This is a genomic window from Streptomyces sporangiiformans (assembly GCF_005768555.2).
Taxonomy (GTDB): domain Bacteria; phylum Actinomycetota; class Actinomycetes; order Streptomycetales; family Streptomycetaceae; genus Streptomyces; species Streptomyces sporangiiformans.
Genome location: NZ_VCHX02000182.1, coordinates 59,587 through 84,001, shown reverse-complemented (window position 1 = coordinate 84,001; position 24,415 = coordinate 59,587). Strand labels below are relative to the sequence as shown.

24 protein-coding genes and 1 pseudogene are annotated in these 24,415 nt (G+C 70.1%); 16 read left to right on the top strand and 9 right to left on the bottom strand.

Annotated features, from left to right (window positions below):
* The first annotated feature begins 578 nt into the window (after positions 1-578).
* The 3 genes from FGD71_RS34220 to FGD71_RS34210 are packed head-to-tail and all read left to right on the top strand — an operon-like array spanning position 579 to position 4,493.
* Positions 579-1,667 carry a homoserine dehydrogenase gene (locus FGD71_RS34220; RefSeq protein ID WP_119104465.1) on the top strand — a complete coding sequence of 363 codons (1,089 nt, stop codon included), beginning with the start codon at positions 579-581 and terminating at the stop codon, positions 1,665-1,667.
* Complete coding sequence (locus FGD71_RS34215; protein WP_119104464.1) at positions 1,660-3,090, top strand: aldehyde dehydrogenase family protein; 1,431 nt, start codon at positions 1,660-1,662, stop codon at positions 3,088-3,090. The genes FGD71_RS34220 and FGD71_RS34215 overlap by 8 nt, the downstream gene beginning before the upstream one ends.
* Positions 3,087-4,493: an aspartate ammonia-lyase gene (locus FGD71_RS34210; RefSeq protein WP_119104463.1), complete on the top strand. Its 1,407-nt coding sequence runs from the start codon at positions 3,087-3,089 to the stop codon at positions 4,491-4,493. The genes FGD71_RS34215 and FGD71_RS34210 overlap by 4 nt, the downstream gene beginning before the upstream one ends.
* Here FGD71_RS34210 and FGD71_RS34205 read toward each other — a convergent pair.
* A complete protein-coding gene (locus FGD71_RS34205) occupies positions 4,450-4,911 on the bottom strand; it encodes an Lrp/AsnC family transcriptional regulator (RefSeq protein ID WP_119104462.1) in 462 nt (153 codons plus the stop codon). The two genes, FGD71_RS34210 and FGD71_RS34205, sit on opposite strands and share 44 nt — an antisense overlap.
* A gap of 378 nt (positions 4,912-5,289) precedes the next feature.
* On the opposite strand from FGD71_RS34205, the pseudogene FGD71_RS34200 reads away from it, so the two are divergent.
* The 3 genes and pseudogenes from FGD71_RS34200 to FGD71_RS34190 all read left to right on the top strand — a co-directional run.
* Positions 5,290-5,634: pseudogene (locus tag FGD71_RS34200) on the top strand (DinB family protein); the annotation flags it as partial.
* 441 nt (positions 5,635-6,075) lie between these two features.
* A complete protein-coding gene (locus FGD71_RS34195) occupies positions 6,076-7,881 on the top strand; it encodes an MFS transporter (RefSeq protein WP_119104461.1) in 1,806 nt (601 codons plus the stop codon).
* 106 nt (positions 7,882-7,987) lie between these two features.
* Positions 7,988-8,638 (top strand): class I SAM-dependent methyltransferase, encoded by a 651-nt coding sequence (locus FGD71_RS34190; protein ID WP_119104460.1) that lies wholly within the window; start codon positions 7,988-7,990, stop codon positions 8,636-8,638.
* A 19-nt stretch (positions 8,639-8,657) separates the two neighbouring features.
* Here the strand turns inward: FGD71_RS34190 and FGD71_RS34185 are convergent, their stop codons facing one another.
* On the bottom strand, positions 8,658-9,461 hold the full coding sequence (locus FGD71_RS34185; protein WP_119104476.1) for a helix-turn-helix domain-containing protein: 804 nt from the start codon (positions 9,459-9,461) through the stop codon (positions 8,658-8,660).
* A gap of 221 nt (positions 9,462-9,682) precedes the next feature.
* On the opposite strand from FGD71_RS34185, the gene FGD71_RS34180 reads away from it, so the two are divergent.
* The 3 genes from FGD71_RS34180 to FGD71_RS34170 are packed head-to-tail and all read left to right on the top strand — an operon-like array spanning position 9,683 to position 12,164.
* Positions 9,683-10,357, top strand: coding sequence for a DUF4097 family beta strand repeat-containing protein (locus tag FGD71_RS34180; protein ID WP_119104459.1), 675 nt, complete (start codon positions 9,683-9,685; stop codon positions 10,355-10,357).
* 26 nt (positions 10,358-10,383) lie between these two features.
* Complete coding sequence (locus tag FGD71_RS34175) at positions 10,384-11,376, top strand: ATP-binding cassette domain-containing protein (RefSeq protein WP_119104458.1); 993 nt, start codon at positions 10,384-10,386, stop codon at positions 11,374-11,376.
* Complete coding sequence (locus FGD71_RS34170) at positions 11,373-12,164, top strand: ABC transporter permease (protein ID WP_119104457.1); 792 nt, start codon at positions 11,373-11,375, stop codon at positions 12,162-12,164. The genes FGD71_RS34175 and FGD71_RS34170 overlap by 4 nt, the downstream gene beginning before the upstream one ends.
* 208 nt (positions 12,165-12,372) lie before the next feature.
* On the opposite strand, the gene FGD71_RS34165 is transcribed toward FGD71_RS34170, so the two are convergent.
* A complete protein-coding gene (locus FGD71_RS34165; RefSeq protein ID WP_240436897.1) occupies positions 12,373-12,891 on the bottom strand; it encodes a hypothetical protein in 519 nt (172 codons plus the stop codon).
* A 104-nt stretch (positions 12,892-12,995) separates the two neighbouring features.
* Between FGD71_RS34165 and FGD71_RS34160 the strand changes: the two genes are divergently transcribed.
* The 5 genes from FGD71_RS34160 to FGD71_RS34145 all read left to right on the top strand — a co-directional run bounded on the left by FGD71_RS34160 (position 12,996) and on the right by FGD71_RS34145 (position 16,686).
* On the top strand, positions 12,996-13,970 hold the full coding sequence (locus FGD71_RS34160) for an N-acetylmuramoyl-L-alanine amidase (protein WP_119104475.1): 975 nt from the start codon (positions 12,996-12,998) through the stop codon (positions 13,968-13,970).
* Between the two features lie 162 nt (positions 13,971-14,132).
* Positions 14,133-14,981 carry a hypothetical protein gene (locus tag FGD71_RS34155; protein WP_119104455.1) on the top strand — a complete coding sequence of 283 codons (849 nt, stop codon included), beginning with the start codon at positions 14,133-14,135 and terminating at the stop codon, positions 14,979-14,981.
* A gap of 95 nt (positions 14,982-15,076) precedes the next feature.
* Positions 15,077-16,084: an LLM class F420-dependent oxidoreductase gene (locus FGD71_RS34150; protein WP_119104454.1), complete on the top strand. Its 1,008-nt coding sequence runs from the start codon at positions 15,077-15,079 to the stop codon at positions 16,082-16,084.
* A gap of 88 nt (positions 16,085-16,172) precedes the next feature.
* The gene (locus tag FGD71_RS47650; RefSeq protein WP_162931306.1) at positions 16,173-16,313 is read left to right on the top strand and encodes a hypothetical protein; all 141 of its coding nucleotides are present in this window, start codon (positions 16,173-16,175) and stop codon (positions 16,311-16,313) included.
* A gap of 79 nt (positions 16,314-16,392) precedes the next feature.
* Positions 16,393-16,686, top strand: coding sequence for a hypothetical protein (locus FGD71_RS34145; protein ID WP_119104474.1), 294 nt, complete (start codon positions 16,393-16,395; stop codon positions 16,684-16,686).
* Positions 16,687-16,720: 34 nt separating this feature from the next.
* Here FGD71_RS34145 and FGD71_RS34140 read toward each other — a convergent pair whose 3' ends face one another.
* From FGD71_RS34140 to FGD71_RS34130, 3 genes are read right to left on the bottom strand one after another with little or no spacing between them, the layout of a single operon-like run.
* Positions 16,721-17,791 (bottom strand): prenyltransferase/squalene oxidase repeat-containing protein, encoded by a 1,071-nt coding sequence (locus FGD71_RS34140; RefSeq protein WP_119104453.1) that lies wholly within the window; start codon positions 17,789-17,791, stop codon positions 16,721-16,723.
* Complete coding sequence (locus FGD71_RS34135; RefSeq protein WP_119104452.1) at positions 17,788-18,534, bottom strand: class I SAM-dependent methyltransferase; 747 nt, start codon at positions 18,532-18,534, stop codon at positions 17,788-17,790. The genes FGD71_RS34140 and FGD71_RS34135 overlap by 4 nt, the downstream gene beginning before the upstream one ends.
* Positions 18,528-19,958, bottom strand: a complete 1,431-nt coding sequence (locus tag FGD71_RS34130; protein WP_240436896.1) for a glycosyltransferase family 4 protein — start codon at positions 19,956-19,958, stop codon at positions 18,528-18,530. Before FGD71_RS34130 ends, FGD71_RS34135 begins: the two co-directional genes overlap by 7 nt.
* A gap of 223 nt (positions 19,959-20,181) precedes the next feature.
* On the opposite strand from FGD71_RS34130, the gene FGD71_RS34125 reads away from it, so the two are divergent.
* Complete coding sequence (locus FGD71_RS34125) at positions 20,182-20,847, top strand: TetR family transcriptional regulator (protein WP_119104450.1); 666 nt, start codon at positions 20,182-20,184, stop codon at positions 20,845-20,847.
* On the opposite strand, the gene FGD71_RS34120 is transcribed toward FGD71_RS34125, so the two are convergent.
* From FGD71_RS34120 to FGD71_RS34110, 3 genes are all read right to left on the bottom strand, one after another.
* Positions 20,831-21,370, bottom strand: a complete 540-nt coding sequence (locus tag FGD71_RS34120) for a hypothetical protein (protein ID WP_140936007.1) — start codon at positions 21,368-21,370, stop codon at positions 20,831-20,833. The two genes, FGD71_RS34125 and FGD71_RS34120, sit on opposite strands and share 17 nt — an antisense overlap.
* 96 nt (positions 21,371-21,466) lie before the next feature.
* Complete coding sequence (locus FGD71_RS34115) at positions 21,467-21,700, bottom strand: ferredoxin (protein WP_119104448.1); 234 nt, start codon at positions 21,698-21,700, stop codon at positions 21,467-21,469.
* A gap of 2 nt (positions 21,701-21,702) precedes the next feature.
* Positions 21,703-23,160, bottom strand: coding sequence for an aldehyde dehydrogenase (locus FGD71_RS34110; RefSeq protein WP_119104447.1), 1,458 nt, complete (start codon positions 23,158-23,160; stop codon positions 21,703-21,705).
* Positions 23,161-23,354: 194 nt separating this feature from the next.
* On the opposite strand from FGD71_RS34110, the gene FGD71_RS34105 reads away from it, so the two are divergent.
* A complete protein-coding gene (locus tag FGD71_RS34105; RefSeq protein ID WP_119104446.1) occupies positions 23,355-24,398 on the top strand; it encodes a Strvi_7410 family MBL fold metallo-hydrolase in 1,044 nt (347 codons plus the stop codon).
* Positions 24,399-24,415 lie beyond the last annotated feature (17 nt).

The window sequence follows — 24,415 nt, the reverse complement described above, 5'->3', positions numbered from 1 at the left end:
GCGGTCGTGGCCGGGGGCGAAGCGGTCGTAAGCCACGACGTCGGCGCCCCGTGCCGCCAGCCGCCAGGCTGCCTGGCTGCCCACCGTGCCGGTGCCGACGACGGCGACACGTTTCCTCGCAGCTGACACAGGACTTTCCTTTCGTAACGCTGGGGGCTTACGGGCCACCGACGTGAAGCTGTTCGACTCAAGGCGGTTTGGACGGGGTCCGGGGGATTTGGAAACGCCGCATCGCAACCGTTGCGCTCTCGGAGTTACCCGGCCAACACCCTCAGGCGTGCCACATTGTGGAATGAAGTGCTGGAATATGGCACAGAGATTGGCAGTGTCCCGGAGGGGAGTCAAGAGGCTGCCGGACAGAAAACTCCGAGGATCAACAGCGGGAAACCAGATGGAGATGAAGCACCGATAGGGGCCGCGATCGTGTCGCCGGACGCGGGGTGAGCGAATCGTCATCACAACGGTACAGATCGGCATGCCGTGCGGTCGTTGCGGCATGGAGCAGGTGACAGGCCGGACAGCGAGGCTCTGAGCAGCCGCACCGTGGAGGGTGCGGCGGACTGTGAAGGAGCTTTCTCATGGGCCGATACGATCTCGCCCTCATCGGATTCGGCGGCGTCAATCGCGCGCTTGCCGAGCTCATAGCCCAGAGCGGGGAGCGCCTGGCCAAGGAGCTGGGCTTCGCCCTGCGGGTGGTGGCGATCACCGATCTGCGGGCCGGTTCCCTGGTGGACACCGACGGCATCGATCTGGCGCCGCTGCTGGCCGCCGATCCCGGGGAGCTGAGCTTCGCGGGCGTTGCCGGCGGCAGCGCGGATCCGCGCAACGAGTGGGTGATCCGTGAGGTGCCGGCCGACATCGTCGTGGAGGCGACGTTCACCGACCCCACCGACGGCGAGCCCGCCCTCTCCCATGTGCGCTGGGCCCTGGAATCGGGCAAGCACGTGTGCACCACCAACAAAGGACCGGTCGCACTCGCCGGCCGCGCACTGAAGCAGCTGGCTGCCGAGCATGGTGTCAGCTTCGAGTTCGAGGGCTCGGTACTCAGCGGCACCCCCATCCTGCGCACCGCCGAGCGGATGTTCGGCGGCCTGGAGATCACAGGCGTCCAGGGCATCATGAACGGCACCTCGAACTACATCCTCGGCCGCCTCGAAGAGGGCATCGAGCTTTCGGCGGCCATCGCCGAAGCCCAGGAGCTCGGGTACGCCGAAGCCGATCCCACCGCGGACATCGAGGGCCACGACGTCCAGCTCAAGGTCATGATCCTGGCCAACGAGGTCCTCGGCGCCGACCTGCGCCGCGAGGACGTCTTCTGCGAGGGCATCTTGGCGATCAACCCCCACGAGGTGCAGGACGCCGCCTCGAAGGGGCTGCGCTGGAAGCTGGTCGGCTCCGCCACCCGCCACGAGGACGGCAGCGTCGAGGCCCACGTCGCCCCGCTCGCCCTGCCCACCCAGCACCCGCTGGCGGGGATCTCCGGCCCGGTCAACGCGGTCGCCTTCCACACCGACCTCCTCGGCACCGTCACGGTGTCCGGGCCGGGCGCCGGCCGCATCGAGACCGCCTACGCCCTGCTGTCGGACCTCATCGCCATCCACCAGCGCCACGCGGACGACGACACCGCCCCCACGCGCCCCGTTCTCCAGGAGACTCACCGTGTCTGACACCGTCGTGCCCCCCAGCGTCGAACTCGGCACCGACACGACGCCCGTGCACAACCCCTACACCGGCGAGGTCATCGCCTCGGTGCCCACCGTCGGCGCGGGCGCCGTCGGCAGCATCCTGCAGCAGGCCAGGTGCGGGCGCCGCACCGCGGCCGCGCTGTCCCGCGCCTCCAGGGCCGCGTTCCTGGAACGCGCCGCCCGCCTGATCCAGCGGCGCGCCGAGTCCTTCGCCCAGCTGATCGTCAGCGAGGCCGGCAAGACCATCACCCAAGCCCGCAAGGAAGTCGCCCGCGCGGTCAACACCCTGTCCCTGTCCGCGGCCGAGGCACGGCGCAACGCCGGTGAGGTCATCCCCTTCGACTCCTATGAGGGCTCGGAGAAACGGCAGGGCTGGTTCACTCGCGAACCGCTGGGCATCATCGCCGCCATCACTCCGTTCAACGACCCCCTCAATCTGGTCGCCCACAAGCTCGGCCCGGCCATCGCCGGCGGCAACGCGGTTATCCTCAAACCGTCCGCGCTGACGCCGCTGTCCGCGCTGCGCCTGGTCGACACCCTCATCGAGGCCGGCCTGCCCGAGGAGATCGTCACCGTCGTCAACGGCAATGCCGACATCGGCGCCGCGATCGTGGCCGCCCCCGACGTGCGCATGGTGTCCTTCACCGGCGGATTCGCCACCGGCGAGGCCATCTCCCGCACGGCCGGCCTGAAAAAGCTCGCCATGGACCTGGGCGGCAACGCCCCGGTCATCGTCATGGACGACGCCGACCTCGACGAGGCCGTGGCCTCCTGTGTCTCCGGCGCGTTCTGGGCCGCGGGCCAGAACTGCATCGGCACCCAGCGGATCCTGATCGCCCGCGAGGTCTACGAGCGCTTCCGCGACGCCTTCGTCGCCCGCACCGAACTGCTGCGCGTCGGTGACCCCCTCGACGAGCGCACCGACGTCGGCCCCATGATCACCCAGGAGGCCGCGGCCGCCACCCGGGCCAAGGTCGACACGGCGGTGGTCCAGGGCGCGGTGCTGCTGTGCGGCAACGACGCCACCGGCTCCCTGTATGGGCCGACCGTCCTGGAAGACGTCCCGGCGACCTGCTCGATCTGGCGGGAGGAGGTGTTCGCCCCGGTCGTCGTGCTGCAGTCGTTCACTTCCTTCGAGGACGCCATCGAGCAGGCCAACGCCATCGACTACACCCTCCACGCGGGCATCTTCACCTCGCGCCTGGACCGTGCCCTGAACGCGGCCCGGCTGCTCGAAGCCGGCGCAGTCATGATCAACGACTCGTCCGACTACCGGTTCGACGCCATGCCGTTCGGCGGGTTCAAGTACGGCAGCATGGGCCGCGAAGGCGTGCGCTTCGCCTTCGAGGAGATGACCCAGCCCAAGGTCGTCTGCGTCAACCACATCAGTGAAGTGGTCCAATGACCGCCTTCCGCACCGAGCGCGACTCCCTGGGCGAACTGACGGTACCGGCCGACGCCTACTGGGGCATCCACACCGCCCGGGCGCTGGAGAACTTCCAGGCCAGCGGCATCCCGCTGGCCGCCCACCCCGCCCTGGTCCGCACGCTGGCCACCGTGAAACGGGCCGCAGCCAGGGCCAACGGGGAGATCGGCGCATTGAAGCCTGAGGTCGCGCGGGCGATCGAGGCGGCCTGCCAGGCCATCGAGGACGGATCCCACCACCGCGAGTTCCGGGTGGACGTCATCCAGGGCGGTGCCGGCACCAGCACCAACATGAACGCCAACGAGGTCATCGCCAACCTCGCCCTGGAACATCTGGGCCTCGAGCAGGGCCGTTACGACGTGATCTCCCCGCTCGACCACGTCAACCGCTGCCAGTCCACCAACGACGTCTACCCCACCGCGCTGCGGCTCGCCGTCAGCACGTCCCTGGGCGGGCTACTGGAAGAACTCGGCCCGCTCACCGAGGCGTTCGCGGCCAAGGGCGAGGAGTTCGCCCATGTGGTGAAGGTGGGCCGCACCCAGCTGCAGGACGCCGTGCCCATGGCCCTCGGCCAGGAGTTCACCGCCTTCGGCGTGACCCTGGTCGAGGACATGGCTCGCTTGCGCGAGACGTTGCCGCTGCTGCACGAGATCAGCCTCGGCGCCACGGCCATCGGAACCGGTATCACCGCCGAGGCGGGATATGCCGAGGCGGCGGTCCGGCATCTGGGCGCCCTCACCGGGCTTGAGCTGAAGCCGGCCTTCGACCTGGTCGAGGCGACCTCCGACACCGGCGCCTTCCTGCTGGTCTCCGGCGTCCTGAAGCGGCTGGCCGTGAAGCTGTCGAAGATCTGCAACGATCTGCGTCTGATGTCCAGCGGCCCGCAGAGCGGCCTGGGTGAGATCGCGCTGCCGCCCCGCCAGGCCGGGTCGTCGATCATGCCGGGCAAGGTCAACCCGGTGATCCCGGAGATGGTCAACCAGATCTGCTACGCGGTGGCCGGCGCGGACGTGTCGATCACGATGGCCGCGGAGAACGGGCAACTCCAGCTCAACGCCTTCGAGCCGCTGATCGGGCACCTGCTGCTGACCTCGATCCAGTGGCTCACACGCGGCTGCGCTGCACTGCGCACGCACTGCATTACCGGAATCACCGCCAACGAGGATCACCTGGCCCGCCAAGCTGCCCGGTCGGTGGGCTCGGTGACCGCCCTGACCCCCTACATCGGCTATGCGGCGGCCGCCTGGATCGCGAAAGAGGCCCTGGCCACCGGGGCGGACGTGGTGGACCTCGTGGTCCAGGGCGGGCTGCTGGACAGGGAAGAGGCGATGGCGCTGCTCACCCCGGTGCCGTTGAACTCCGCCCTCCTCGCGGGCGGTTGACGACGCTGGACAGGGTGAGCGCGGTGACCGTGTCCCGTACGCCGGGCATCTGGGCGATGTCCTCCCAGATGACGCGTACGCGTTCCAGTGAGGCCGCCTCCAGGCGCACCATGATGTCGAAGTCGCCGCTGAGGATCTCGCAGATGACGACCTCGGGGATGCATTTGAGCGCGGCCAGGACGTCGCCGCCGCGCATGCGGTCCTGGCGGTAGACGAGGACCAGCGCCGAGACGACATTGCCGGTGTCGTCGCCCGCGCGGACGATGGTGTAGCCGGCGATGTGTCCCTCGCGCTCAAGCCGTTCGATGCGCTGGCGCACCGCGTTCCGGGACAGCAGCACTTTGCTGGCCAACTCGGAGTGCGAGATGCGGCCGTTGCGGGTCAGCTCGGCGATGATCTTCTCGTCGATGGCGTCCACAGTGGACCGTCTCCTTCGCGAATCGGTCGAGGTTGCATACCCCCACGGCACGCGGATCGCGGGTGTGCCGCAGACCGTGAGGCGGCGCGGCGGCGACACCCGCCCAGACCCCTGCTAGTCCGCGGGGGAACAGTCTGCGGTCGTTCCGGCTTGGCCGGGAGCCGGTGCTTTGCGAGGCTGTCTACTTGGGTCCGCCTTTCGGGATCTCGGCTCACTTCGGCAGGACCACCCCTAGAGCCGCGTGCCGTAAAATGGAATGGTATGCCAGAATGTGGCACGCAACAATGGCGGTGGCGCGGAGGGGAGTCAAGAGGGTCTCGGGCGGAACTCACTCCACCGGAGCCCGATGCCGGCGGGCCGAGGCCGCGTCCTGGGCGAGGCATGGTGCGGCATCTGGCCGGCGTGGAGCGCTGATGGTTCCGCATGCAGTTCGCCGGCGCGAACGTCCCGATGCTCTACTGCTCCGACGATGACCCCAACCAGGACTTCGACAGCCTGGACGGTGACGTCGACGACGCGTTCGCCGTCTGGCGGGCGGAGTGTGAGCAGTCCAGACAGATCACCGCCACTGCCGCATCGCTGGATGAAGCAGGGATCCGCAAGAGGACCGGCGAGCCGATCTCACTGCGAAGGATCCTGGTGGACATGATCGCCGAGTGCGCACGGCACAACGGCCATGCGGACCTACTCCGGGAACGCATCGACGGCTCCACCGGGATGTGACCCGGCAGGGGACAAGTCCTCTGCTTGCGCAGCTTGACGAGCACTGATTCCACAAAATGATGCGGTTGACGTGTCTCTCAACGACCCCCGAATTCCAGGGCAGGGTCTGACCGGCGTTGACAGCATCGCGGTCGCGGTCGATACCCGCAGCGAGGGTCTGGGGACTGGGCAGGTCGTCCTGCCGGACTGCATCGACACTCGGAGCCAGGCCGCCGAAAATGCAGAGTTGACCTGCGACCGCGGCACCAAAGAGCGCAAAGAGACCCTGCACACACCAGGTCGCCGGGCGCCACCAACGCAGAGCTCAACCGCACCGGACAGGAGAGGTCAAGTAATGAAGAGGTCAAGAATTCGTTAGCGACCCGAAGTAACGGAATAGTTGCCTGGGCCCACGGAGTTCACCGTGCACATATTCCCCACCGACCCCGGAGGCCCCACGCGATGACCACGACGACGACGGACCACCACAGGCGAAGGCCGAGCGGCGGCGGAATCGTCCCGGTACTCGCCTTCGCGGGCATCGTCGTCGCGGTGATGCAGACCCTGCTCGTGCCCGTCATCAAGGACCTGCCCGAGCTGCTCGGCACCTCGCCCGGCAACGCCACCTGGGTGATGACCTCGACCCTGCTCGCGGGCGCCGTGGCCACGCCGATCATGGGCCGCCTGGGAGATCTCTACGGCAAGCGTCGCATGCTGCTCACCAGCCTGGCCGTGATGGTCGTGGGCTCGCTGATCTGCGGTTTCACCAGCGAACTGCTCGTCATGATCGTGGGGCGTGCTCTCCAGGGCTTCGCGATGGGCGCCATCCCCCTCGGCATCGGCCTGATGCGCGACGAGTTGCCGCGCGAGAGGCTCGGCTCCGCGATGGCCCTGATGAGCTCGTCGATCGGCGTCGGCGGCGGACTCGCGCTGCCGCTCGCGGCCCTGGTGGCGCAGAACGCCGACTGGCACGCGCTCTTCTTCGGAGCGGCGGCCATCGGCACCCTCTCGATCGTGCTCACTCTCGTCTTCGTACCGGAGTCCCCGCTGCGGGCCGAGGGCACCTTCGACGCACTGGGCGCGTTCGGCCTGTCCACAGGTCTCGTCCTCTTCCTCCTGCCGATCACGAAGGGCAGCGACTGGGGCTGGAGCTCGGGCACCACGCTCGGCCTGTTCGGAGCGGCGGCGGTCGTCCTCGGCCTGTGGGGCGTACTGGAGTTGCGCGTCAAGGCTCCGCTGGTGGACCTGCGCACCACGGCCCGCCGCGCGGTGCTGTTCACCAACCTCGCCTCGATCATGGTCGGCGTCGCCTTCTACGCCGTCTCCCTCGTCCTGCCGCAGCTGCTCCAGCTGCCGACGGTGACCGGCTACGGCCTCGGCCAGTCCATGGTCGTCGCGGGTCTGTGCGTGGCGCCGCTCGGCCTCACGATGATGTTCACGGCGCCCATCTACGCCCGCCTGTCCACCAAGTACGGCCCGAAGACCACCCTCGTGATCGGCATGCTGATCATCGCGATCGGGTACGGCGCCGGCCTCGGCCTGATGAGCGCCGCCTGGCAGACCGTCGTCATCGCGGTGGTCCTGGGCGCGGGCATCGGCCTCGCGTACTCCTCGCTCCCCGCGCTGATCATCGGCGCGGTCCCCGCCTCGGAGACCGGCGCCGCCAACGGACTCAACACGCTGATGCGCTCGATCGGTACGTCGGTGTCGAGCGCCGTCATCGGCATGGTGCTGGCGAACACGGCGAACCAGGTGAACGGCGTCGCGATTCCCACGATGCACGGCTTCCGCCTGTCCTTCCTGATCGCCACGGGCGCGGTCGCGGTCGGCCTGGTGTTCGCGTTGCTCCTGCCGCGCCGGAACAGGGTGGAGAAGCCGCAGCCGCTGGCTTCGAGCGAGGAGGCGGTGTCCGAGACGATGCCCACGGCGCCGACGCCCGCGCCGATCCCCGTGCCGGACGGACGGGGCGACTTCCACGGCTTCCGCGGCTTCCGCGGCTTCCGGGGTCGTGTGCTCGGCGCCGACGGAACGCCCGTCGCCCGCGCCAAGGTCACGCTCATCGACCGGCGGGGACGCCAGGCGGGCACGACGATGTCCGCGCAGGACGGCAGCTACGACCTGGCCGTGCCCGCCGAGGGTGCGTACGTCCTGGCCGCGAGGGCCGCGGGCCACGGACCGCTCGCCTCGTCGGCGACGCACGCGGGCGACGACCGTCCGGTCGAGTTGGACCTCGCGCTGCCGGGCGAGAACGCGGGCGTTCCCGCCTGACGCTCCCACGCTCTCCGTCATCCCGCACGCACACCCCCGTCGCCCGCGCGACGGGGGTGTGCGGCAGCATGGGGCGCCCACTGCCCCGTACAAGCTGGAGGAGCCCATGCCCGCGGCACCGAAGCCGGAGACACTCGCCGCTTTTGAGGCCGCCAAGGGGTTCATGCCCGTGGGCGAGGGGCTCGCGCTGTACGAGGCCGCGGTCGAGGCGGGCGCGCTCGGGCTCCCGCTCCTGGAGGTCGGCACGTACTGCGGGCGCTCCACGATCCTCCTCGCCGACGCGGCCCGAGAGTCGGGCGTCACGGCGATCACGGTGGACCACCACCGTGGCAGCGAGGAGCAGCAGCCCGGCTGGGAGTACCACGACCCGGCGACGGTCGACCCGGAACTCGGCCGGATGGACACGCTCCCCACTTTCCGCCGCACGCTCCATCAGGCGGGCCTGGAGGAGCACGTGGTCGCGATGGTCGGCCGCTCACCCCAGATCGCGGCCTTCTGGCGGACCCCTCTCGGCCTCGTCTTCATCGACGGCGGCCACACCGACGAACACGCGTCCGCCGACTACGAGGGCTGGGCGCCCCATGTCGCCGAGGGCGGCCTCCTGCTCATCCACGACGTGTTCCCGGACCCGGCGGACGAGTTCACCGGTCAGGCTCCGTACCGCGTCTACCTCCGCGCCCTGAAGTCCGGCGCGTTCACCGAGGTCTCGGCCACCGACTCGCTGCGCGTTCTGCGGCGCACGGGGCCGGGGATCTGAGGTTCGGCGGTTCAGCTGCTCACTTTCCGGCGCGGGCACCACTGGATGTGGCCATCGAGGCGGCTGTCTGTCCGCGATCCGAACGCGGCTCGGCAGTGTCGCCTGAGGGGCTTTCGGCATTCACGTGGAGGACGTCGCGGGCCTGCTCCGCGGCGCGGGTCATGCTCTCGGTGACGAAGTCGACGAAGCGGGCGATGTTCTCCAGGCGGGTGGCGGCCGGGGTGTCGGGGCCGAGGACGCCGACGCCCTGCCGTGCGGCCTCGGCGAGCTGGGCGCTGGACCGGGCGGCGGCGATCATCGACTGGTAGAAGACGTCGGCGTCGACGATGTAGCGCTCGCGGCGGCGTGCGTCGCGTTCCCGGCGGATGAGGCCCTGGCTTTCGAGGAACGTGATCGCTTTGGAGATGGACGCCGGGCTGACCTGGAGGCGCTGGACGAGTTCGGACGCGGTGAGGCTGCCTGCGTCGGTGGTGTAGAGGCAGGTCAGCACCCGGGACATCATCTTGGGCAGGCCCTGTTGCATGAGGAGGGTGGTGAACATCTCCTCGTAGTCGCGCACGGCCTCGGCGTCGCGTCCGTGGGCCTGCGGGTATGCCTCCGGCCCCCGGGGCGCGGCCTGCCTGCGCCGGTGGGTGCGGCGTTCGGTGGCGCGGTGGGCCAGGTCGGCGCGGTAGGCGGTGGGGCCGCCGTTGCGCATCACCTCACGTGTGATCGTCGAGGTCGGACGATCGAGACGTCTGGCGATCTCCGCGTAGGCGAGGCCGTCGGCCATCCCCAGCGCGATCTGCTGGCGTTCCTGCTGAGTGAGCCTGCCTCCCGGCATCGCGATCTCCTTCGTGGTCCTTGGTGCCTCGAGCATAGCGTTCACTCTCATCCCATTGCAACGACACGATGACTTTTGTTGCATTAAATTCAAAGCCGTTGCAACGATTTCCTAGGCTTGAGCTGCAATGACGCTGCTTATGCGCAACGAGTTCGTTGCGGGATCTTTGAATGCAACGTAGCTTTTCCATCGTTCGAAACAACGAGCTGAAGGAGAACACGATGTACAAGTTCGACACCCCCGCCCCGATCGCCGCCGTCCTCGACATCCAGGCGGGACGCATCCAGTTCATCGCCGCCGACCGGGCCGACACCACGGTCGAGGTCCTGCCCGCGGACCCCTCCAAGGGTCGGGATGTGAAGCTGGCCGAGCAGACCACGGTCGAATACGCCGACGGCACCCTGCGGATCACGGCCACGGCGGCGACGAAGAACCGGGTCCTGGGCCCGTCCGGCTCGGTCGAGGTGACCGTCCAGCTGCCCGCCGGCTCCCGCATCGAGGCGAAGTCGGCCGGCGCCGAGTTCCGGGGGGTCGGCCGGCTCGGCGACGTCGCCATCGACGGCGCCCACGGCCAGGTCAAGCTCGACGAGACCGCAGGCGCCCGCCTGGCCGCCCTGGCCGGGGACGTCTCGGTCGGCCGCCTGGGCGGACCCGCGGAGATCAGCACCCAGCAGGGCGACATCCGCATCGACGAGGCCGTGCACGGCACGGTCACGCTGCGCACCCAGCAGGGCCAGATCTCAGTCGGCGCCGCCCGCGGAGTCTCCGCCTCCCTGGACGCCGGCACCTCGCTTGGCCGGGTCCACAACGCGCTCAAGAACACCGACGGCGCCGACGCCGACCTGAATATCCACGCCACCACCAGCTACGGCGACATCACCGCCCACAGCCTCTGACCCGCAACCTCCGAGGAGCACCCACCATGACGAACCCGGCCATCGCGGCGGACGGGCTGCGCAAGTCCTACGGCGACAAGGTCGTGCTCGACGGCGTCGACCTGACCGTCCCCGAAGGAACGATCTTCGCCCTGCTCGGCCCGAACGGCGCCGGCAAGACCACCGCCGTCAAGATCCTCTCCACGCTCCTCTCCCCCGACCCCGCCTCCGGCGAGATCCACGTCGGCGGCCACGACCTCACCGCCGACGCGCAGGCGGTCCGCGCCGCGATCGGCGTCACCGGGCAGTTCTCCGCCGTCGACGGCCTGATCACCGGCGAGGAGAACATGCTCCTCATGGCGGACCTGCACCACCTGTCCAAGCGCGAGGGGCGGCGGGTCGCCGCCGAGTTGCTGGAGCGCTTCGACCTGGTCGAGGCCGCGAAGAAGCCCGCCTCCACCTACTCCGGCGGCATGAAGCGCCGCCTCGACATCGCCATGACCCTGGTCGGCAACCCGCGGATCATCTTCCTCGACGAGCCCACCACCGGCCTCGACCCCCGCAGCCGCCACAACATGTGGCAGATCATCCGCGAGCTCGTCTCCGACGGCGTCACCGTCTTCCTCACCACCCAGTACCTGGAGGAGGCAGATGAGCTCGCCGACCGTATCGCCGTGCTCAACGACGGCAAGATCGCCGCCCAGGGCACCGCGGAGGAGCTCAAGCGGCTGATCCCGGGCGGACACGTGCGGCTCCGCTTCTCCGACCCGGCCGCGTACCAGGACGCCGCCTCCGCCCTGCGCGAGGCCTCCCGGGACGACGAGGCCCTGTCGCTGCAGATCCCCAGCGACGGCAGCCAGCGCGAGCTGCGCTCCATCCTCGACCAGCTGGACTCCGCCGGCATCGAGGCCGACGAACTGACCGTGCACACCCCCGACCTCGACGACGTGTTCTTCGCCCTGACCGGCACCGACCCGCAGCCCGGCCAGTCCAGCCTGCCCAGTCAGCCCAGCCAGCCCAAGGAGGCTGTCCGACGATGAGCTCCCTCTCCCTCGCCGTGCGCGACTCGTCCACGATGCTGCGCCGCAACCTCCTGCACGCGCGGCGCTACCCGTCCCTCACCCTGAACCTGCTGTTCACCCCGGTCATGCTGCTGTTGCTCTTCGTCTACATCTTCGGCGACGTGATGAGCGCGGGCATCGGCGGCGGCGGCGCCGACCGCTCCGAGTACATCGCCTACATCGTGCCGGGCATCCTGATGATGACCATCGGAGGCACCGTGGTCGGGACCGCGGTCTCCGTCTGCAACGACATGACCGAGGGCATCATCGCCCGCTTCCGCACGATGGCGATCCACCGCGGCTCCGTGATCATCGGGCACGTCATCGGCAGCGTGCTGCAGGCGGTCATGAGCGTGGTCCTCGTGGGCGCCATCGCCGTGGCCATCGGCTTCAGATCCACGGACGCCACGGTCCTGGAGTGGCTGGCGGCGTTCGGGCTGCTCGTGTTCTTCGCCATGGCGCTCACCTGGGTCGCGGTCGGCATGGGCCTGATCAGCCCGAACGCCGAGGCCGCCGGCAACAACGCGATGCCGATGATCCTGCTGCCGCTCCTCTCCAGCACCTTCGTCCCGGTCGACGCGATGCCGGGCTGGTTCCAGCCGATCGCCGAGTACCAGCCGTTCACGCCCGCCATCGAGACCCTGCGCGGGCTGCTGCTCGGCAGCGAGATCGGCCACAACGGGTGGATCGCGGTCGCCTGGTGCCTGGCGCTCGCGGTGCTCGGCTACTTCTGGTCGGCCTCGAAGTTCAACCGCGACCCGAAGTAACCGCCATGACAGCGCGGGCCCGCCTCCCGCAACTCGTCCCGACCGGGGCGGCGTACTCCGACACCGCGTCGGCGTACGCCGCCCCGTCCGCGTCATCGGCCGCCCGCCGGCCGGGCCGCAGACATCGGCGGCTGGAACCCCCATGGCACACCGAGCCGTTCGGCCGGCGCGAGCAACCGCACCGCGCTACTGGGATCGCACGAGGCACTCAGTGGCTCAGAGCGGCTTTGGCGGCCACGATGATCAGGCCGAGGAGCAGATTGACGGCCCCCTCGGCGATCATCTGACCGCGGCGAGCACCCGCGCGGGCGGCGCCCAGGGACGCCCAGAAGACCTGCTGCGCCACGGCGGCCCCCAGGGCCAGCCATTCGGTCGCGTTCAGATCGAGTCCCAGGAGGGGACTGACGGCGACCATCGCGGCGGGCAGGGCCGCGGCCTGGACGATCGGCCACTCGTGCAGGGCGACCCGGCGGATCTCGCCCCGCCTCCAGGGCCGGCCCACCGGACGTTCGCCCGTGAGGCGCGCGTAGACGTGCGCAGCCCAGAACACCAGGCCCGTGACGAGCAGGACCAGCACGAGTTCGAGGCGCGGATATTCACCCAATGTGGTGGCGGTGGCCAGAACGGAGGCGGCCAGAAGCGAGCCGTACACGGCACCGGCGTAGTCGGTCCGGGCCTCATCCGGTGAGCTGATACGGCCCACGGGCGGGGTGGTGGAGCGGCTCACCGTCCCACGGTACGGCGCGGGGAGTCGGCCCGCGCGCGGAGCGCGTCCCGCGATGTCGAGCGGCGGAAAGCGAGGAAAGGGACGCCATCGATAGGGTGGCGCACGTGTCGTATGTAGGTCCGGACTTCGACCCGCCCCGCCCGCCGCGCCGCTCCCGGCGCGGGCTGCTGACCGTGGCTGTCGCCGCGCTGGTGCCAGGTGCGTTGGTGGGGTGGCTCGTGTGGCAGTCGGTGGGAGACTCCGGCGGGGGTGGGACGGACAGGTCGGTGGCGCCGTCCCCGCGGGCGTCGTCGCCTTCGTCGAGCGAGCCCGCCTCATCCGGCACCTCGCAGCCGAACGACAACAAAGAGCCCGGCACACCGGACGCATCGCCCTCCCCCTCGGGCTCGCGTCCCGCCGCCTCCGGCCCCCTCAAGGGCAAAGTCGTCGTCATCGACCCGGGCCACAACCCCGGCAACTTCCAGCACACGGCCGAAATCAATCGCAAGGTCGACATCGGCACGAACTCGAAGGAGTGCGACACGACGGGCGCGTCCACCAACTCCGGCTACACGGAAGCCCGGTTCACGCTCGACGTCTCGCGCCGTCTGCGTACGCTGCTCGAAAAGCAGGGCGCCACGGTGAAGTTCACACAGGACGGCGGCCGGGCCTGGGGGCCGTGTGTCGACGAGCGGGCCCGGATCGGCAACAAGGCGGACGCGGACGCCGTGGTCTCGATCCACGCGGACGGCTCGGCGGCCGGCAACCGCGGCTTCCATGTGATCCTGCCGGGCTCGGTGCATGCCGGCGACGCGGACACCCGCACGATCGTCGCCCCGTCCCGCGAACTCGGTGAGCGCATCGCGGGCAACTTCGTCCGCGCCACCGGCAGCGCGCCGTCCAACTACATCGGCGACGGCACCGGCCTCGACGTACGCACGGACCTCGGCGGTCTCAATCTGTCAACGGTTCCCAAGGTGTTCATCGAGTGCGGCAACATGCGCGACAGCAAGGACGCCGCGCTGTTGACCAGCGGCGCGTGGAGGCAGAAGGCGGCGCAAGGAATCTCTGAGGGAATCGTGAGTTTCCTGCACGGGTAGTGATCGGCGCACGGATCCGGCCACACACCCGTGTCTGGCGGACGATAGTGTCATCCCTACGATGAGGGGGCCACCCCCGCGCTTCACACCGCGGCCAGACGGCGACATGGTGACAGCGACGCCTCCACCCAAGACGAGACGACGACTGATGAAGGACCTGAAGTGAATATCCGCTCTCTCACTCGAGGCGACGGCGTGGTGATCGGAGCAGCGGTGTTGCTGTTCATCGCCTCGTTCCTCGAGATCTACTCCGTCGAAGGGGTCGGCGACAGCGCCGACATCCCGAACGCCTGGGGCAATGGCCCGCTCCTCCTGAGCGTCACCCTGGCCGGCATCATCGGCGCCGCGCTGATCGTCGTCGCCCGCGGCCTGCCGCAGGTTCCGAAGGTCGCCGGTCTCGACCTCGGCCAGTTCGGCATCGCCTTCACGGTGTTCGCCGCGTGGAGTGCACTCGGAAACGTCTTCGACCCGGTCGGCGGCATCGACAACATCGGTTCGGGCTCGGACGGCGGTGTCGACGCCGGCACCGGTCTCATCCTCAGCCTGATCGGCGCCCTCGTCCTCGCCGCCGCCGCGATCGCCACCCCGCTCGTGCCGGCCCTCCAGGCCGCCCTCATCGGCGCCCCCAAGCCCCCCGCCCCCCAGCCGTACGGCGGTCAGCCGCAGGGTGGTTACGGCTACCCGGGCGCCCAGCAGCAGCCGGGCCAGCCCGCCTACGGCGGTCATCCGCAGCAGGGCCAGCCGTTCGGCGCCCAGCCCGGTCAGCCGCAGCCGCAGCAGGCGCAGGCCCCGCAGGCGCAGCAGCCCGCCGGGGACTTCTCGCCGTTCTGGTTCGCCGTGCCGGTGCCGCGTCCGCTGTACGCGGAGGACGGCTCGCCGACGCCGATCGCCGAACTGGCTCCGGGTACCTGGTACTTGGCCGTCGAGCAGCGCGGCCCCGGCCTGGTGGCCCAGACGCAGGACGGCCGTCGCGGCGTACTGCAGGACACGAGCGGCATCCAGCGCGGCTGACGCACCACGCACCCGCACGGCCCCTCGCCCTTCCGGGCGAGGGGCCGTTGTCGTACAGTCACCCTCCTGGCTGACAGACCGTCAGGAGGCAGGACATGCGGCTCGGACTCGCCCTCGGCTACTGGGGACGCGGCCCCTCGGCGGACCATGTCCCCCTGGCACAGGAGGCGGAGCGCCTCGGCTACGACTCCGTGTGGACCGCCGAGTCCTGGGGCTCCGACGTCTTCACCCCGCTGACCTGGATCGCGGCCCGGACGTCCCGGATCAGACTCGGCACGGCCGTCGCGCAGATGGCCGCCCGCTCCCCCACCACGACCGCCATGCACGCGCTCACCCTCGACCATCTCTCCGGCGGGCGCGTGATGCTCGGCCTCGGGTTGTCCGGCCCGCAGGTCGTCGAGGGCTGGTACGGGCGTCCGTTCCCGAAGTCGCCGCTCACCGCGACCCGGGAGTACGTCGATGTCGTGCGGCAAGTCCTCAGGCGCGAGGCCCCCGTGGAGCTGGACGGCCGGTTCCACTCCCACCCGTACCGAGGCCCGGACGGAACGGGGCTCGGCAAACCGCTCAAACCCATCACACACCCCCTGCGCGCCGATCTGCCGATCCTCCTCGGTGCCGAGGGCCCGAAGAACATCGCGCAGACGACCCGGATCGCGGACGGCTGGCTGCCGCTGTACTGGTCACCGCTGCGCCCCGACGTGTACGAGGCGTCGCTGGCCGAGGTGCGCGACGACTTCCTCATCGCGCCCCTGGCCCAGGCCCGCGTCTGCGACGACGTCGCGGAGGGTCTGCTCCCGGTGAAGGCGATGCTCGGCTTCTACATCGGCGGCATGGGCCACGCCGCCCGCAACTTCCACGCCGACCTGATGGCCCGTATGGGCTTCGAGGAGGAGGCGCGCCGCATCCAGGACCTGTTCCTCGCGGGCCGCCGCGAAGAGGCCGTACTCGCCGTCCCCGACGCCTTCGCCGACGAGATCTCCCTGGTCGGACCGCGAGAACGGATCGCGGAGCGGCTGGAGTTGTGGCGCAAGGGCCCGGTCACCGACCTGCTGGTCCTGTCCTCCGACCGGCACACGCTGCGGGTCCTGGCCGAACTCAACTGACGGTCTCACGGAGGCTGACGACGAACATCCGGACATCTCACTGACCCATGAGAGCGGGTAGTGCCTCAGCGCTTTCGCCGACGGCCTGTTGGTCTGGGAGAACACCGAGGATTCGACAGCGGCCCCCGGTGAGTTGCGCGAGGTCAGCCGCGCGGAGACGCTGCGACTGTTCGCGCTTCTCGCCGACGGCGACATCGCGGCGGTCGACGGGGTGCCCTGGCGCGTGTGACGAGATGATCCACGCCTCGGCCTGACGCCGCCCGTGTCCGGGGCGGTTTCATCCCGGATTCAAGGGCTACTCGGTGGACATGAGCCCTCTTTATCGCAACAGCACCAACCAAGCGGGCAGGGTCATCGCGATCGTCGCCGACATCATGGCCGTCATCCTCGGACTGTGGATCCTGATGTACCTGCTGGACGCGAACCAGGCGAACGACTTCGTGCAGTTCATCCATGACGCGGCCCAGTGGCTCGCCGGCTGGTCACATGACTTGTTCACCTTCGACGAGAGTTGGGCCCGCGTGGTCGCCGGGTACGGTCTGGCCGCCGTCGTGTACCTCTTCGTGGGGCACGCGGTCGCCAACCGTATGCACCGTCACTGAGCCGGGCGCGGAGACAGCGTTACGCGGGACAGCACTAACAGCACTCCGCGTCGAGCCCTCTCGGCAGCCGCTCCCCGCTGAACACCGCACAGGTGGCCTCGTCGCCGCCCAGTGCGGCGACGGCGAGGAGCAGCGAACCGGCGGTCCAGGAGGTCAGTTCCTCGGGCCAGACGGCGGGTTCTCCCTCGAAGACGTAGCCCGTCCAGTAGAGGCCGGTCCGCGGATCCCGCAGGTGCTGGATCGACTGGAGGATGTCCAGGGCCCGGTCGGACTCGCCCACGGCCCAGAGCGCCAGGGCGAGTTCGGCGGACTCGCCGCCCGTGACCCACGGGTTGGGCACGACGCACCGTACGCCGAGTCCCGGGACCACGAAGCGGTCCCAGTCCGTCTCGATCCGCTCCTTCGCCTCGGCGTCCGTCAACGCCCCGCCCAGCACGGGGTAGTACCAGTCCATCGAGTAGCGGCGCTTGTCGAGGAACCGTTCGGGGTGGCGTCGTATCGCGTGCCGCAGCGCGCCGACCGCCAACTCCCAGTCGGGCTGCGGTTCTTCGCGCTGCTCGGCGATGGCGAGCGCGCAGCGCAGGGCGTGGTGGATGGACGAACTCCCGGTCAGCAGCGCGTCCTTGACGTCGCTCCCGTCGTCCTCGCGCTTCCAGCCGATCTGTCCGCCGGGCTGCTGGAGCCGGAGCACGAACTCGATCGCGGCGTAGACGGTCGGCCACATGGCGTCGAGGAAGGTGTCGTCGCCGGTCGCCAGATAGTGGTGCCAGGCGCCGACGGCGACGTACGCGCAGAAGTTGGTCTCCCGGCCGCGGTCGGTGACGTCGGCGGCGTCTCCGTCGGCATACGCGGCGTACCAGGAGCCGTCCTCGTTCTGGTGCCGGGCCAGCCACACGTACGCGCGCTCGGCGGCCTCGTGTTCTCCGGCGGCGTCGAGTGCCATGGCGGCCTCGGTGTGGTCCCACGGGTCGAGATGGTGTCCGCGGAACCACGGTATGGCGCCGTCCGCGCGCTGGACGGCGAGGATGCCCCGGATGGTCTCGGCGGCCTGCTCCGCCGTGAGCACCCCGGTCAGGACGAGGTGTTCGGTCCGGGGCGTCGTCACGGAGCGTCCACCGAGGCGGTCTCGACGGGCAGGTGCGGCTTGGTCGCGTACGCCACGAAACTCTTGCCGATCAGCGGGTTCAGCGCCTGCTCGGCGACCCGGGTGGCGAGCGGCTTCTTCATGATGTCCCAGACCAGCAGCTTGTGGTACGCCCGCACCGGCAGCGCCTTGTCGTTGTCGACGCCGAACGCGCACTTCAGCCACCAGTAGGGGCTGTGCAGGGCGTGGGCGTGATGCGTGCCGTACGGCTTCAGCCCCGCCTCGCGCATCCTGCCGAGCAGTTCCTCGCCCTTGTAGATGCGGATGTGGCCGCCCTCGACCTCGTGGTAGGCGTCGGACAGCGCCCAGCAGACCTTCTCGGGGCCATAGCGCGGGACGGTGACCGCGATGCGTCCGCCGGGCTTGAGCACCCGCACCATCTCGGCGAGTACGCCCTTGTCGTCGGGGATGTGCTCCATGACCTCGGAGATGATCACGACGTCGAAGGACTCGTCGGGGAAGGGGAGTTGGAGCGCGTCGCCCTCCATGGCGGTGGCGGTGGCGCCCTCGGGAGCCTCGCCCGCCTCCTTCATCGCGGCGAACCACTTGGCGACCTCGCGGATCTCCTCGCCGTTCTGGTCCAGCGCCACGACGTGCGCCCCGCGCCGGTAGCACTCGAACGCGTGCCGGCCGGCCCCGCATCCGAGGTCCAGCACGCGGTCGCCCGGGGCGAGCGGGAACCGGGAGAAGTCGACGGTCAGCACGTGGCCCTGCTTTCGCGATAGGTGTCTGCCGGGACCGCGGAGCGACCGGGATCCTGGTCCGTGACGGGGGTCTGCCCACGCGGGCTCAGCCGAGGGCGGGGGAGGTCGGTACGCGCCGCGGAGCGGCCGATCGCCTCACGGTATCTGGCGACGGTGCCCTCGGCGGCCCGGGCCCAGGTGAACCGCTCCAGCACCCGCGCGCGCCCGGCGGCGCCGAGCCGCACCCGCAGCCCGGGGTCACCGAGCACCCTGCTCAGCGCTGCGGCCAGCGCCCCGGCATCGCCGGGCGGGACCGCCAGACACGTCTCGCCGTCCGTCCCGGCGACCTCCGGGATCGCCCCGCCGGTCGTGGCCACGAGCGGTGTCCCGGTCGCCATCGCCTCGGCGGCGGGCAGCGAGAACCCTTCGTACAGGGAGGGCACGCAGGCGACTTCGGCGGACCGTACGAGGTCTACCAGCTCCGCGTCGGTGATGCCTTTCACGAACTCGACGGCGCCTTCGAGCCCGTACCGCTCGATCGCCTGGGCGACCGGTCCGTCCTCGGCGCGTTTGCCGACGACGACGAGGTGGGCGGCGGGGTGCTCGGTGCGCACCTTGGCGAGCGCCTCGACGAGGAAGACGAGTCCCTTCAGGGGCACGTCCGCGCTGGAGGTCGTGACGATCCGCCCGGGAACCTGCGGCACGGACGGATCCGGCGAGAAGAGGTCGGTGTCGGCGCCGATGTGCACGACGTGAACGCGGTCGTCGCGTACGCCGAGGTGGTCGACGATCTCCTGACGGGAGGTGCCGGAGACGGTGAGTATGGAGGGGAGGCGGCGCGCGACCCGCTTCTGCATGCGCGTGAACGCGTACCAGCGGCGTACGGAGGCCCGTCGGCGCCGGCCCTTCGCCGCGTCGAGCTCCAACTGCCGGTCCACGGTGATGGGGTGGTGGACCGTCGTGACGAGCGGCGCGCCCACGTCGCCGAGCAGGCCGTAGCCGAGCGTCTGGTTGTCGTGCACGACGTCGAAATCGCCGCGGCGGGCGCGGAGATGGCGGCGGGCGCGCAGCGAGAAGGTCAGCGGCTCGGGGAAGCCGCCGGTCCACATCGTGCCGACCTCGAGGGCGTCGATCCAGTCGCGGAACTCGCCGGGCCTCGGGGTGCGAAAGGGGTCCGGGTGGCGGTACAGGTCGAGGCTGGGCAGCTCGGTGAGGCTCAGCCCGTGGAGTCCCTCGCCTTCGTCGAGCACGGGGTAGGGCTGGGATCCGATGACCTCGACCTGGTGGCCGAGGCGGGCGAGCTCGCGCGAGAGGTGCCGTACGTAGACGCCCTGGCCGCCGCAGAAAGGGTTCCCTTTGTAGGTGAGGAGCGCGATGCGCAGTGGTCGGTCGCCGTCTTCGACCGAGCCCTCCTCGGGGCCCGCCTCCATGGCCTCAGCGGTCACTCCAGGCACCCCTTCTTCCAGCACTTTCCCGGGAGATTACTTCGGGACGCTAACCTAGAACAAGTTTCAGACTTGATCGTTCGGAGGGTCTGAATCTACCGGCAGGTAGCTCTCCTGTGAGCGGTGGATCAGGTGATTCACGCCACGGCAAGGCCCTAGTCTGCTGTCTCTCGCCCACCCCTCCCCATCGACCCGCCCTCACGAACGTCACGGAACGGGACACATGCCTGCGGAAGCCAAGACTGCGGCCGAAACTGCGGCGAAGGACGCGCCCCCGGCGGCACGAGCCGTGCCGCCGGCCTCCCCGCCGCTGACCGAACGTCAGGAGGCCCGGCGACGGCGCATCCTGCACGCGAGCGCGCAACTGGCCAGCCGGGGCGGGTTCGACGCGGTGCAGATGCGCGAGGTCGCGGAGTCCTCGCAGGTGGCGCTCGGCACGCTGTACCGGTACTTCCCGTCGAAGGTGCATCTGCTGGTCGCCACGATGCAGGACCAGCTCGCGCACATGCACGGCACCCTGCGCAAGAAGCCACCGGCCGGTGAGACGGCGGCGGAGCGCGTCGCCGAGACCCTGATGCGGGCCTTCCGCGCCCTGCAGCGGGAGCCGCACCTCGCCGACGCCATGGTCCGCGCCCTGACGTTCGCGGACCGCAGCGTCAGCCCGGAGGTGGACCAGGTCTCCCGTCAGACCACGGCGATCATCCTGGACGCGATGGGCCTGGACGACCCCACCCCGGCCCAGCTCTCCGCGGTCCGCGTCATCGAACACACCTGGCACTCGGCCCTCATCACCTGGCTCTCCGGCCGCGCCTCCATCGCCCAGGTCAAGATCGACATCGAGACGGTGTGCCGCTTGATCGACCTGACGGAGGTCAGGGAGACGCGGTAGCCGCGCCACTGGGGCAATCGAGTCGCACTCCGGAGAACGAGAACGCCGGTCCGCCGGACTCCTGCTCGGAGGCGGTCCTCGTGATGACGTACGTGCCCCAGTTCGCCCTTTTCAAGAACCAGGTGACGGCTCCGTCGTCCTCCGCCTTGCGGAACACCTGTTCCCAGCCCCGGTCCTTCAGCTCGGCCACCACCTTCGCGAGGGCCGCCGGCTCCGGTTCGTCATCGGTTCGCACGGCGGCGATCAGCCGGCAGGGTGCGGGTGTCCCGCCGCGGTCGTCGATATCGCCGAATCCGCCCGCGGCGGCTGCCGCCCACACATCGCGCCGCACCGTGCGGCGGCTCAGCGTCGACTCCTCCACCGGACTGGCGGACGCGCCACCGCCGCTCGGGCGGGGCGGCTCCGAGGCGCCGTCACCGGCCCCTCCACCGCACCCCACCAGCAGTACGGCCGCCACCACGGCACCCGCCGTCAGCACCACTCCGCGCATCTCCGCCCCCGCGTCCCGGCCACCACGGGTCACGCGCCCGCAGTCGTGAGGCGGAGTCTCGCACAGGCTCCGCGCGCCACTCACCGGACGGGAGCTCCGGCCCCTCGCGGGGCCGGAGGACGGAAGTCCTCACTCCTCGGGCGGGAACACCACCTCTCCCGACCCCAGCAAGGTGATCACGATGGCCTCCACCGGGCAGCCCTCCGCCGCCTCCAGGGTCTTCTCGTTGGCGTCGGTCTCCGGGTCGACGGGGTGGGCCTGCCTGGAGGTGTCGAGGCGGAAGGCGTTCGGGGCTTGGTTGACGCACTGGGACGAACCGATGCAGACAGAGCGGTCGACCTCGATGTGCCAGCGGTCACCCATGCCTACGCCTCCCAGCCGGCGGGCAGGTGGATCATCTTGTGCTCCAGGTACTCGCCGTATCCCTCGGGGCCGAACTCCCGCCCCAGGCCCGAGTTCTTGTAGCCGCCGAAGGGGCCGAGCATGTCCAGGCTGAAGGTGTTGACGGAGTACGTGCCGGTGCGCACCCGGCGGGCCACGTCGATGCCGTGCGCCACGTCCGCCGTCCAGACGCTGCCGCTCAGGCCGTAGTCGGAGTCGTTCGCGATCTTCACGGCCTCGTCTTCGTCGCCGTACGGCAGCAGACAGATCACCGGGCCGAAGATCTCCTCGCGGGCGATCCGCATGGAGTTGTCGACGTCACCGAAGAGCGTCGGCTCGATGTACCAGCCGCGGTCGAGCCCGGCCGGACGGCCCCCGCCGGTGAGGACTTTGGCGCCTTCCTCCTGGCCGATGCGGATGTAGTCGAGGTTGCGCTGCTGCTGCCGCCGGGCCACCAGCGGGCCCACCTGGGTCGCCGGGTCCAGCGGGTCGCCCACCACCAGCGCGGCCGCCGCCGTCGTGAAGGCGTCCGCGAACTCGTCGTAGCGGGAGCGCGGGAGCAGGATGCGGGTCTGGGCGACGCACGCCTGGCCGTTGTTCATCCAGGCCGCCGAGACGATGCCCGGCACGGACGTCTCGAGGTCGGCGTCCGGGAGCACCACGGCCGCCGACTTGCCGCCCAGTTCCAGTGTCACCCGGGTGAGATTGCGGGAGGCGACCTCCATCACGCGTTTGCCGGCCGCCACCGAGCCCGTGAAGGACACCTTGTCGATGCCGGGATGCCCGACCAGGTACTCGCTCACCTCGCGGTCGGCCGGCAGGATCGACAGCACGCCCTCCGGCAGTCCCGCCTCCTTCGCGATCTCGCCGAGGATGTACGCGTCCAGGGGCGACTCGGGCGAGGGTTTCAGGACGACCGTGCAGCCGGCGAGCAGCGCGGGGGCGAGCTTGGCCGCCGCCACGAACTGCGGGACGTTCCAGGGAGCTACGGCCGCGACGACGCCCACGGGTTCACGCCGGACGAGGATGCGCCCAAGCACTCCGTCGCGGGTCTCCTCGTACGGGTAGTCCCGCGCGACCGTGATCGCCGCGTCCCACACCATCATCGCGCCGAGCGCCTGCGCGAGGACGCTCCAGGAGTACGGCGACCCGTTCTCGGAGGAGATGACGCGGGCGATCTCCTCGTGGCGTACGGCGATCGTGTCCTTGATCCGGGTGACGACCTCGATCCGCTCGTCCAGGGTCATACGTGGCCAGGGGCCTTCGTCGAACGCCGTGCGCGCGGCCGCGACCGCCCGGTCGACGTCGGCCGTCGAGGCGTGCGGCACCCTCCCGATGACGTCCTCCGTGTGCGGCGAGATCACCTCGATGACGTCCTTGCCCAGGGGGTCCGTCAACTCCCCGCCGATGAACAGCTGTCCGTGTTCCACGAGCTCGGTCATGAGCGACTGCCTCCTGGGAGCCGGGCGTTCCCACTTCCTGACACTGTTTCAGATACGTACGGGGAACTGATACCAGTTCTAGTTATAGTGAGCAATGGCCATGCGCCATGGGCCACAGCGCCATGCGCCGTGTGCCACGCGCTACCGCCACACGCCCGAAGGTGCCCGCACTCGCGGGCGGGGATGGGGAATCCATGACACAGGTGACCGACCACGGCGGAGGCGTCCGCTCCCTGAAGGTCCCCATCCCGGACAATCCGCTCGGGCACACTCTCGTCCATCTCCTCGACACCGACCGCGGTCCGGTCCTCGTCGACACGGGGTGGGACGACCCGGAATCCTGGGACACGCTGGTCAACGGCCTGGAGGCGTGCGGCACTTCGGTCGCGGAGATCCACGGTGTGGTCATCACCCACCACCATCCCGACCACCACGGCCTGTCCGGCAAGGTCCGTGAGGCCTCCGGCGCGTGGATCGCGATGCACGCCGCCGACGCCTCGATCGTGCGCCGCAGCCGCGAGACCCGGCAGGAGCGCTGGTACGGCTACATGGCCGAGAAACTCCGGGCCGCCGGGGCCCCCGACGCGCACGTGGCGCCGCTGCTCGCGGCCCGCGCATCGGGACGGACGCGGACGATGCCGGGCCTGAACTCCGCCCTCCCCGACCGCGAGATCGTCCCCGGCGAACTCCTCGACCTCGCGGGCCGTCGCCTCCGCGCGATCTGGACGCCGGGTCACACGCCGGGCCATGTCTGCCTCCACCTGGAGGAGGAGCATCCGGCGCAACTCCCCGGCAGCGGCCGCCTGTTCTCGGGCGACCACCTCCTCCCCGAGATCACGCCGCACATCGGCCTGTACGAGGACCCGGACGACGCCACCGTCACCGACCCGCTCGGCGACTACCTCGACTCCCTGGAGCGCGTCGGACGCCTGGCCCCCGCCGAGGTCCTGCCGGCGCATCAGCATCCGTTCACCGACGCGCCGTCCCGCGTACGGGAGTTGCTCGCCCATCACGAGGCCCGGCTGACCGGGCTTCTCTCCCTCCTCACCACCGCGCTCACCCCCTGGCAGCTCGCCGAACGCATGGAGTGGAACCGGCCCTGGGAGCAGATCCCCTACGGCTCACGGAACATCGCGGTCTCGGAGGCCGAGGCCCACCTGCGACGGCTGGTGAAGCTGGGGCGCGCGGAGGCGGTGACGGGGAGCGATCCGGTGACGTACAGGGCCGTGTCCGCCTGATCGCCGCCGCACGTCAT

Coding starts and splice junctions, on each gene's coding strand:
- FGD71_RS34220 (WP_119104465.1), top strand. CDS start 579: ATGGGCCGATACGATCTCGCCCTCATCGGATTCGGCGGCGTCAATCGC.
- FGD71_RS34210 (WP_119104463.1), top strand. CDS start 3,087: ATGACCGCCTTCCGCACCGAGCGCGACTCCCTGGGCGAACTGACGGTA.
- FGD71_RS34195 (WP_119104461.1), top strand. CDS start 6,076: ATGACCACGACGACGACGGACCACCACAGGCGAAGGCCGAGCGGCGGC.
- FGD71_RS34190 (WP_119104460.1), top strand. CDS start 7,988: ATGCCCGCGGCACCGAAGCCGGAGACACTCGCCGCTTTTGAGGCCGCC.
- FGD71_RS34185 (WP_119104476.1), bottom strand. CDS start 9,461: ATGCCGGGAGGCAGGCTCACTCAGCAGGAACGCCAGCAGATCGCGCTG.
- FGD71_RS34180 (WP_119104459.1), top strand. CDS start 9,683: ATGTACAAGTTCGACACCCCCGCCCCGATCGCCGCCGTCCTCGACATC.
- FGD71_RS34175 (WP_119104458.1), top strand. CDS start 10,384: ATGACGAACCCGGCCATCGCGGCGGACGGGCTGCGCAAGTCCTACGGC.
- FGD71_RS34170 (WP_119104457.1), top strand. CDS start 11,373: ATGAGCTCCCTCTCCCTCGCCGTGCGCGACTCGTCCACGATGCTGCGC.
- FGD71_RS34150 (WP_119104454.1), top strand. CDS start 15,077: ATGCGGCTCGGACTCGCCCTCGGCTACTGGGGACGCGGCCCCTCGGCG.
- FGD71_RS34145 (WP_119104474.1), top strand. CDS start 16,393: ATGAGCCCTCTTTATCGCAACAGCACCAACCAAGCGGGCAGGGTCATC.
- FGD71_RS34125 (WP_119104450.1), top strand. CDS start 20,182: ATGCCTGCGGAAGCCAAGACTGCGGCCGAAACTGCGGCGAAGGACGCG.
- FGD71_RS34115 (WP_119104448.1), bottom strand. CDS start 21,700: ATGGGTGACCGCTGGCACATCGAGGTCGACCGCTCTGTCTGCATCGGT.
- FGD71_RS34110 (WP_119104447.1), bottom strand. CDS start 23,160: ATGACCGAGCTCGTGGAACACGGACAGCTGTTCATCGGCGGGGAGTTG.
- FGD71_RS34105 (WP_119104446.1), top strand. CDS start 23,355: ATGACACAGGTGACCGACCACGGCGGAGGCGTCCGCTCCCTGAAGGTC.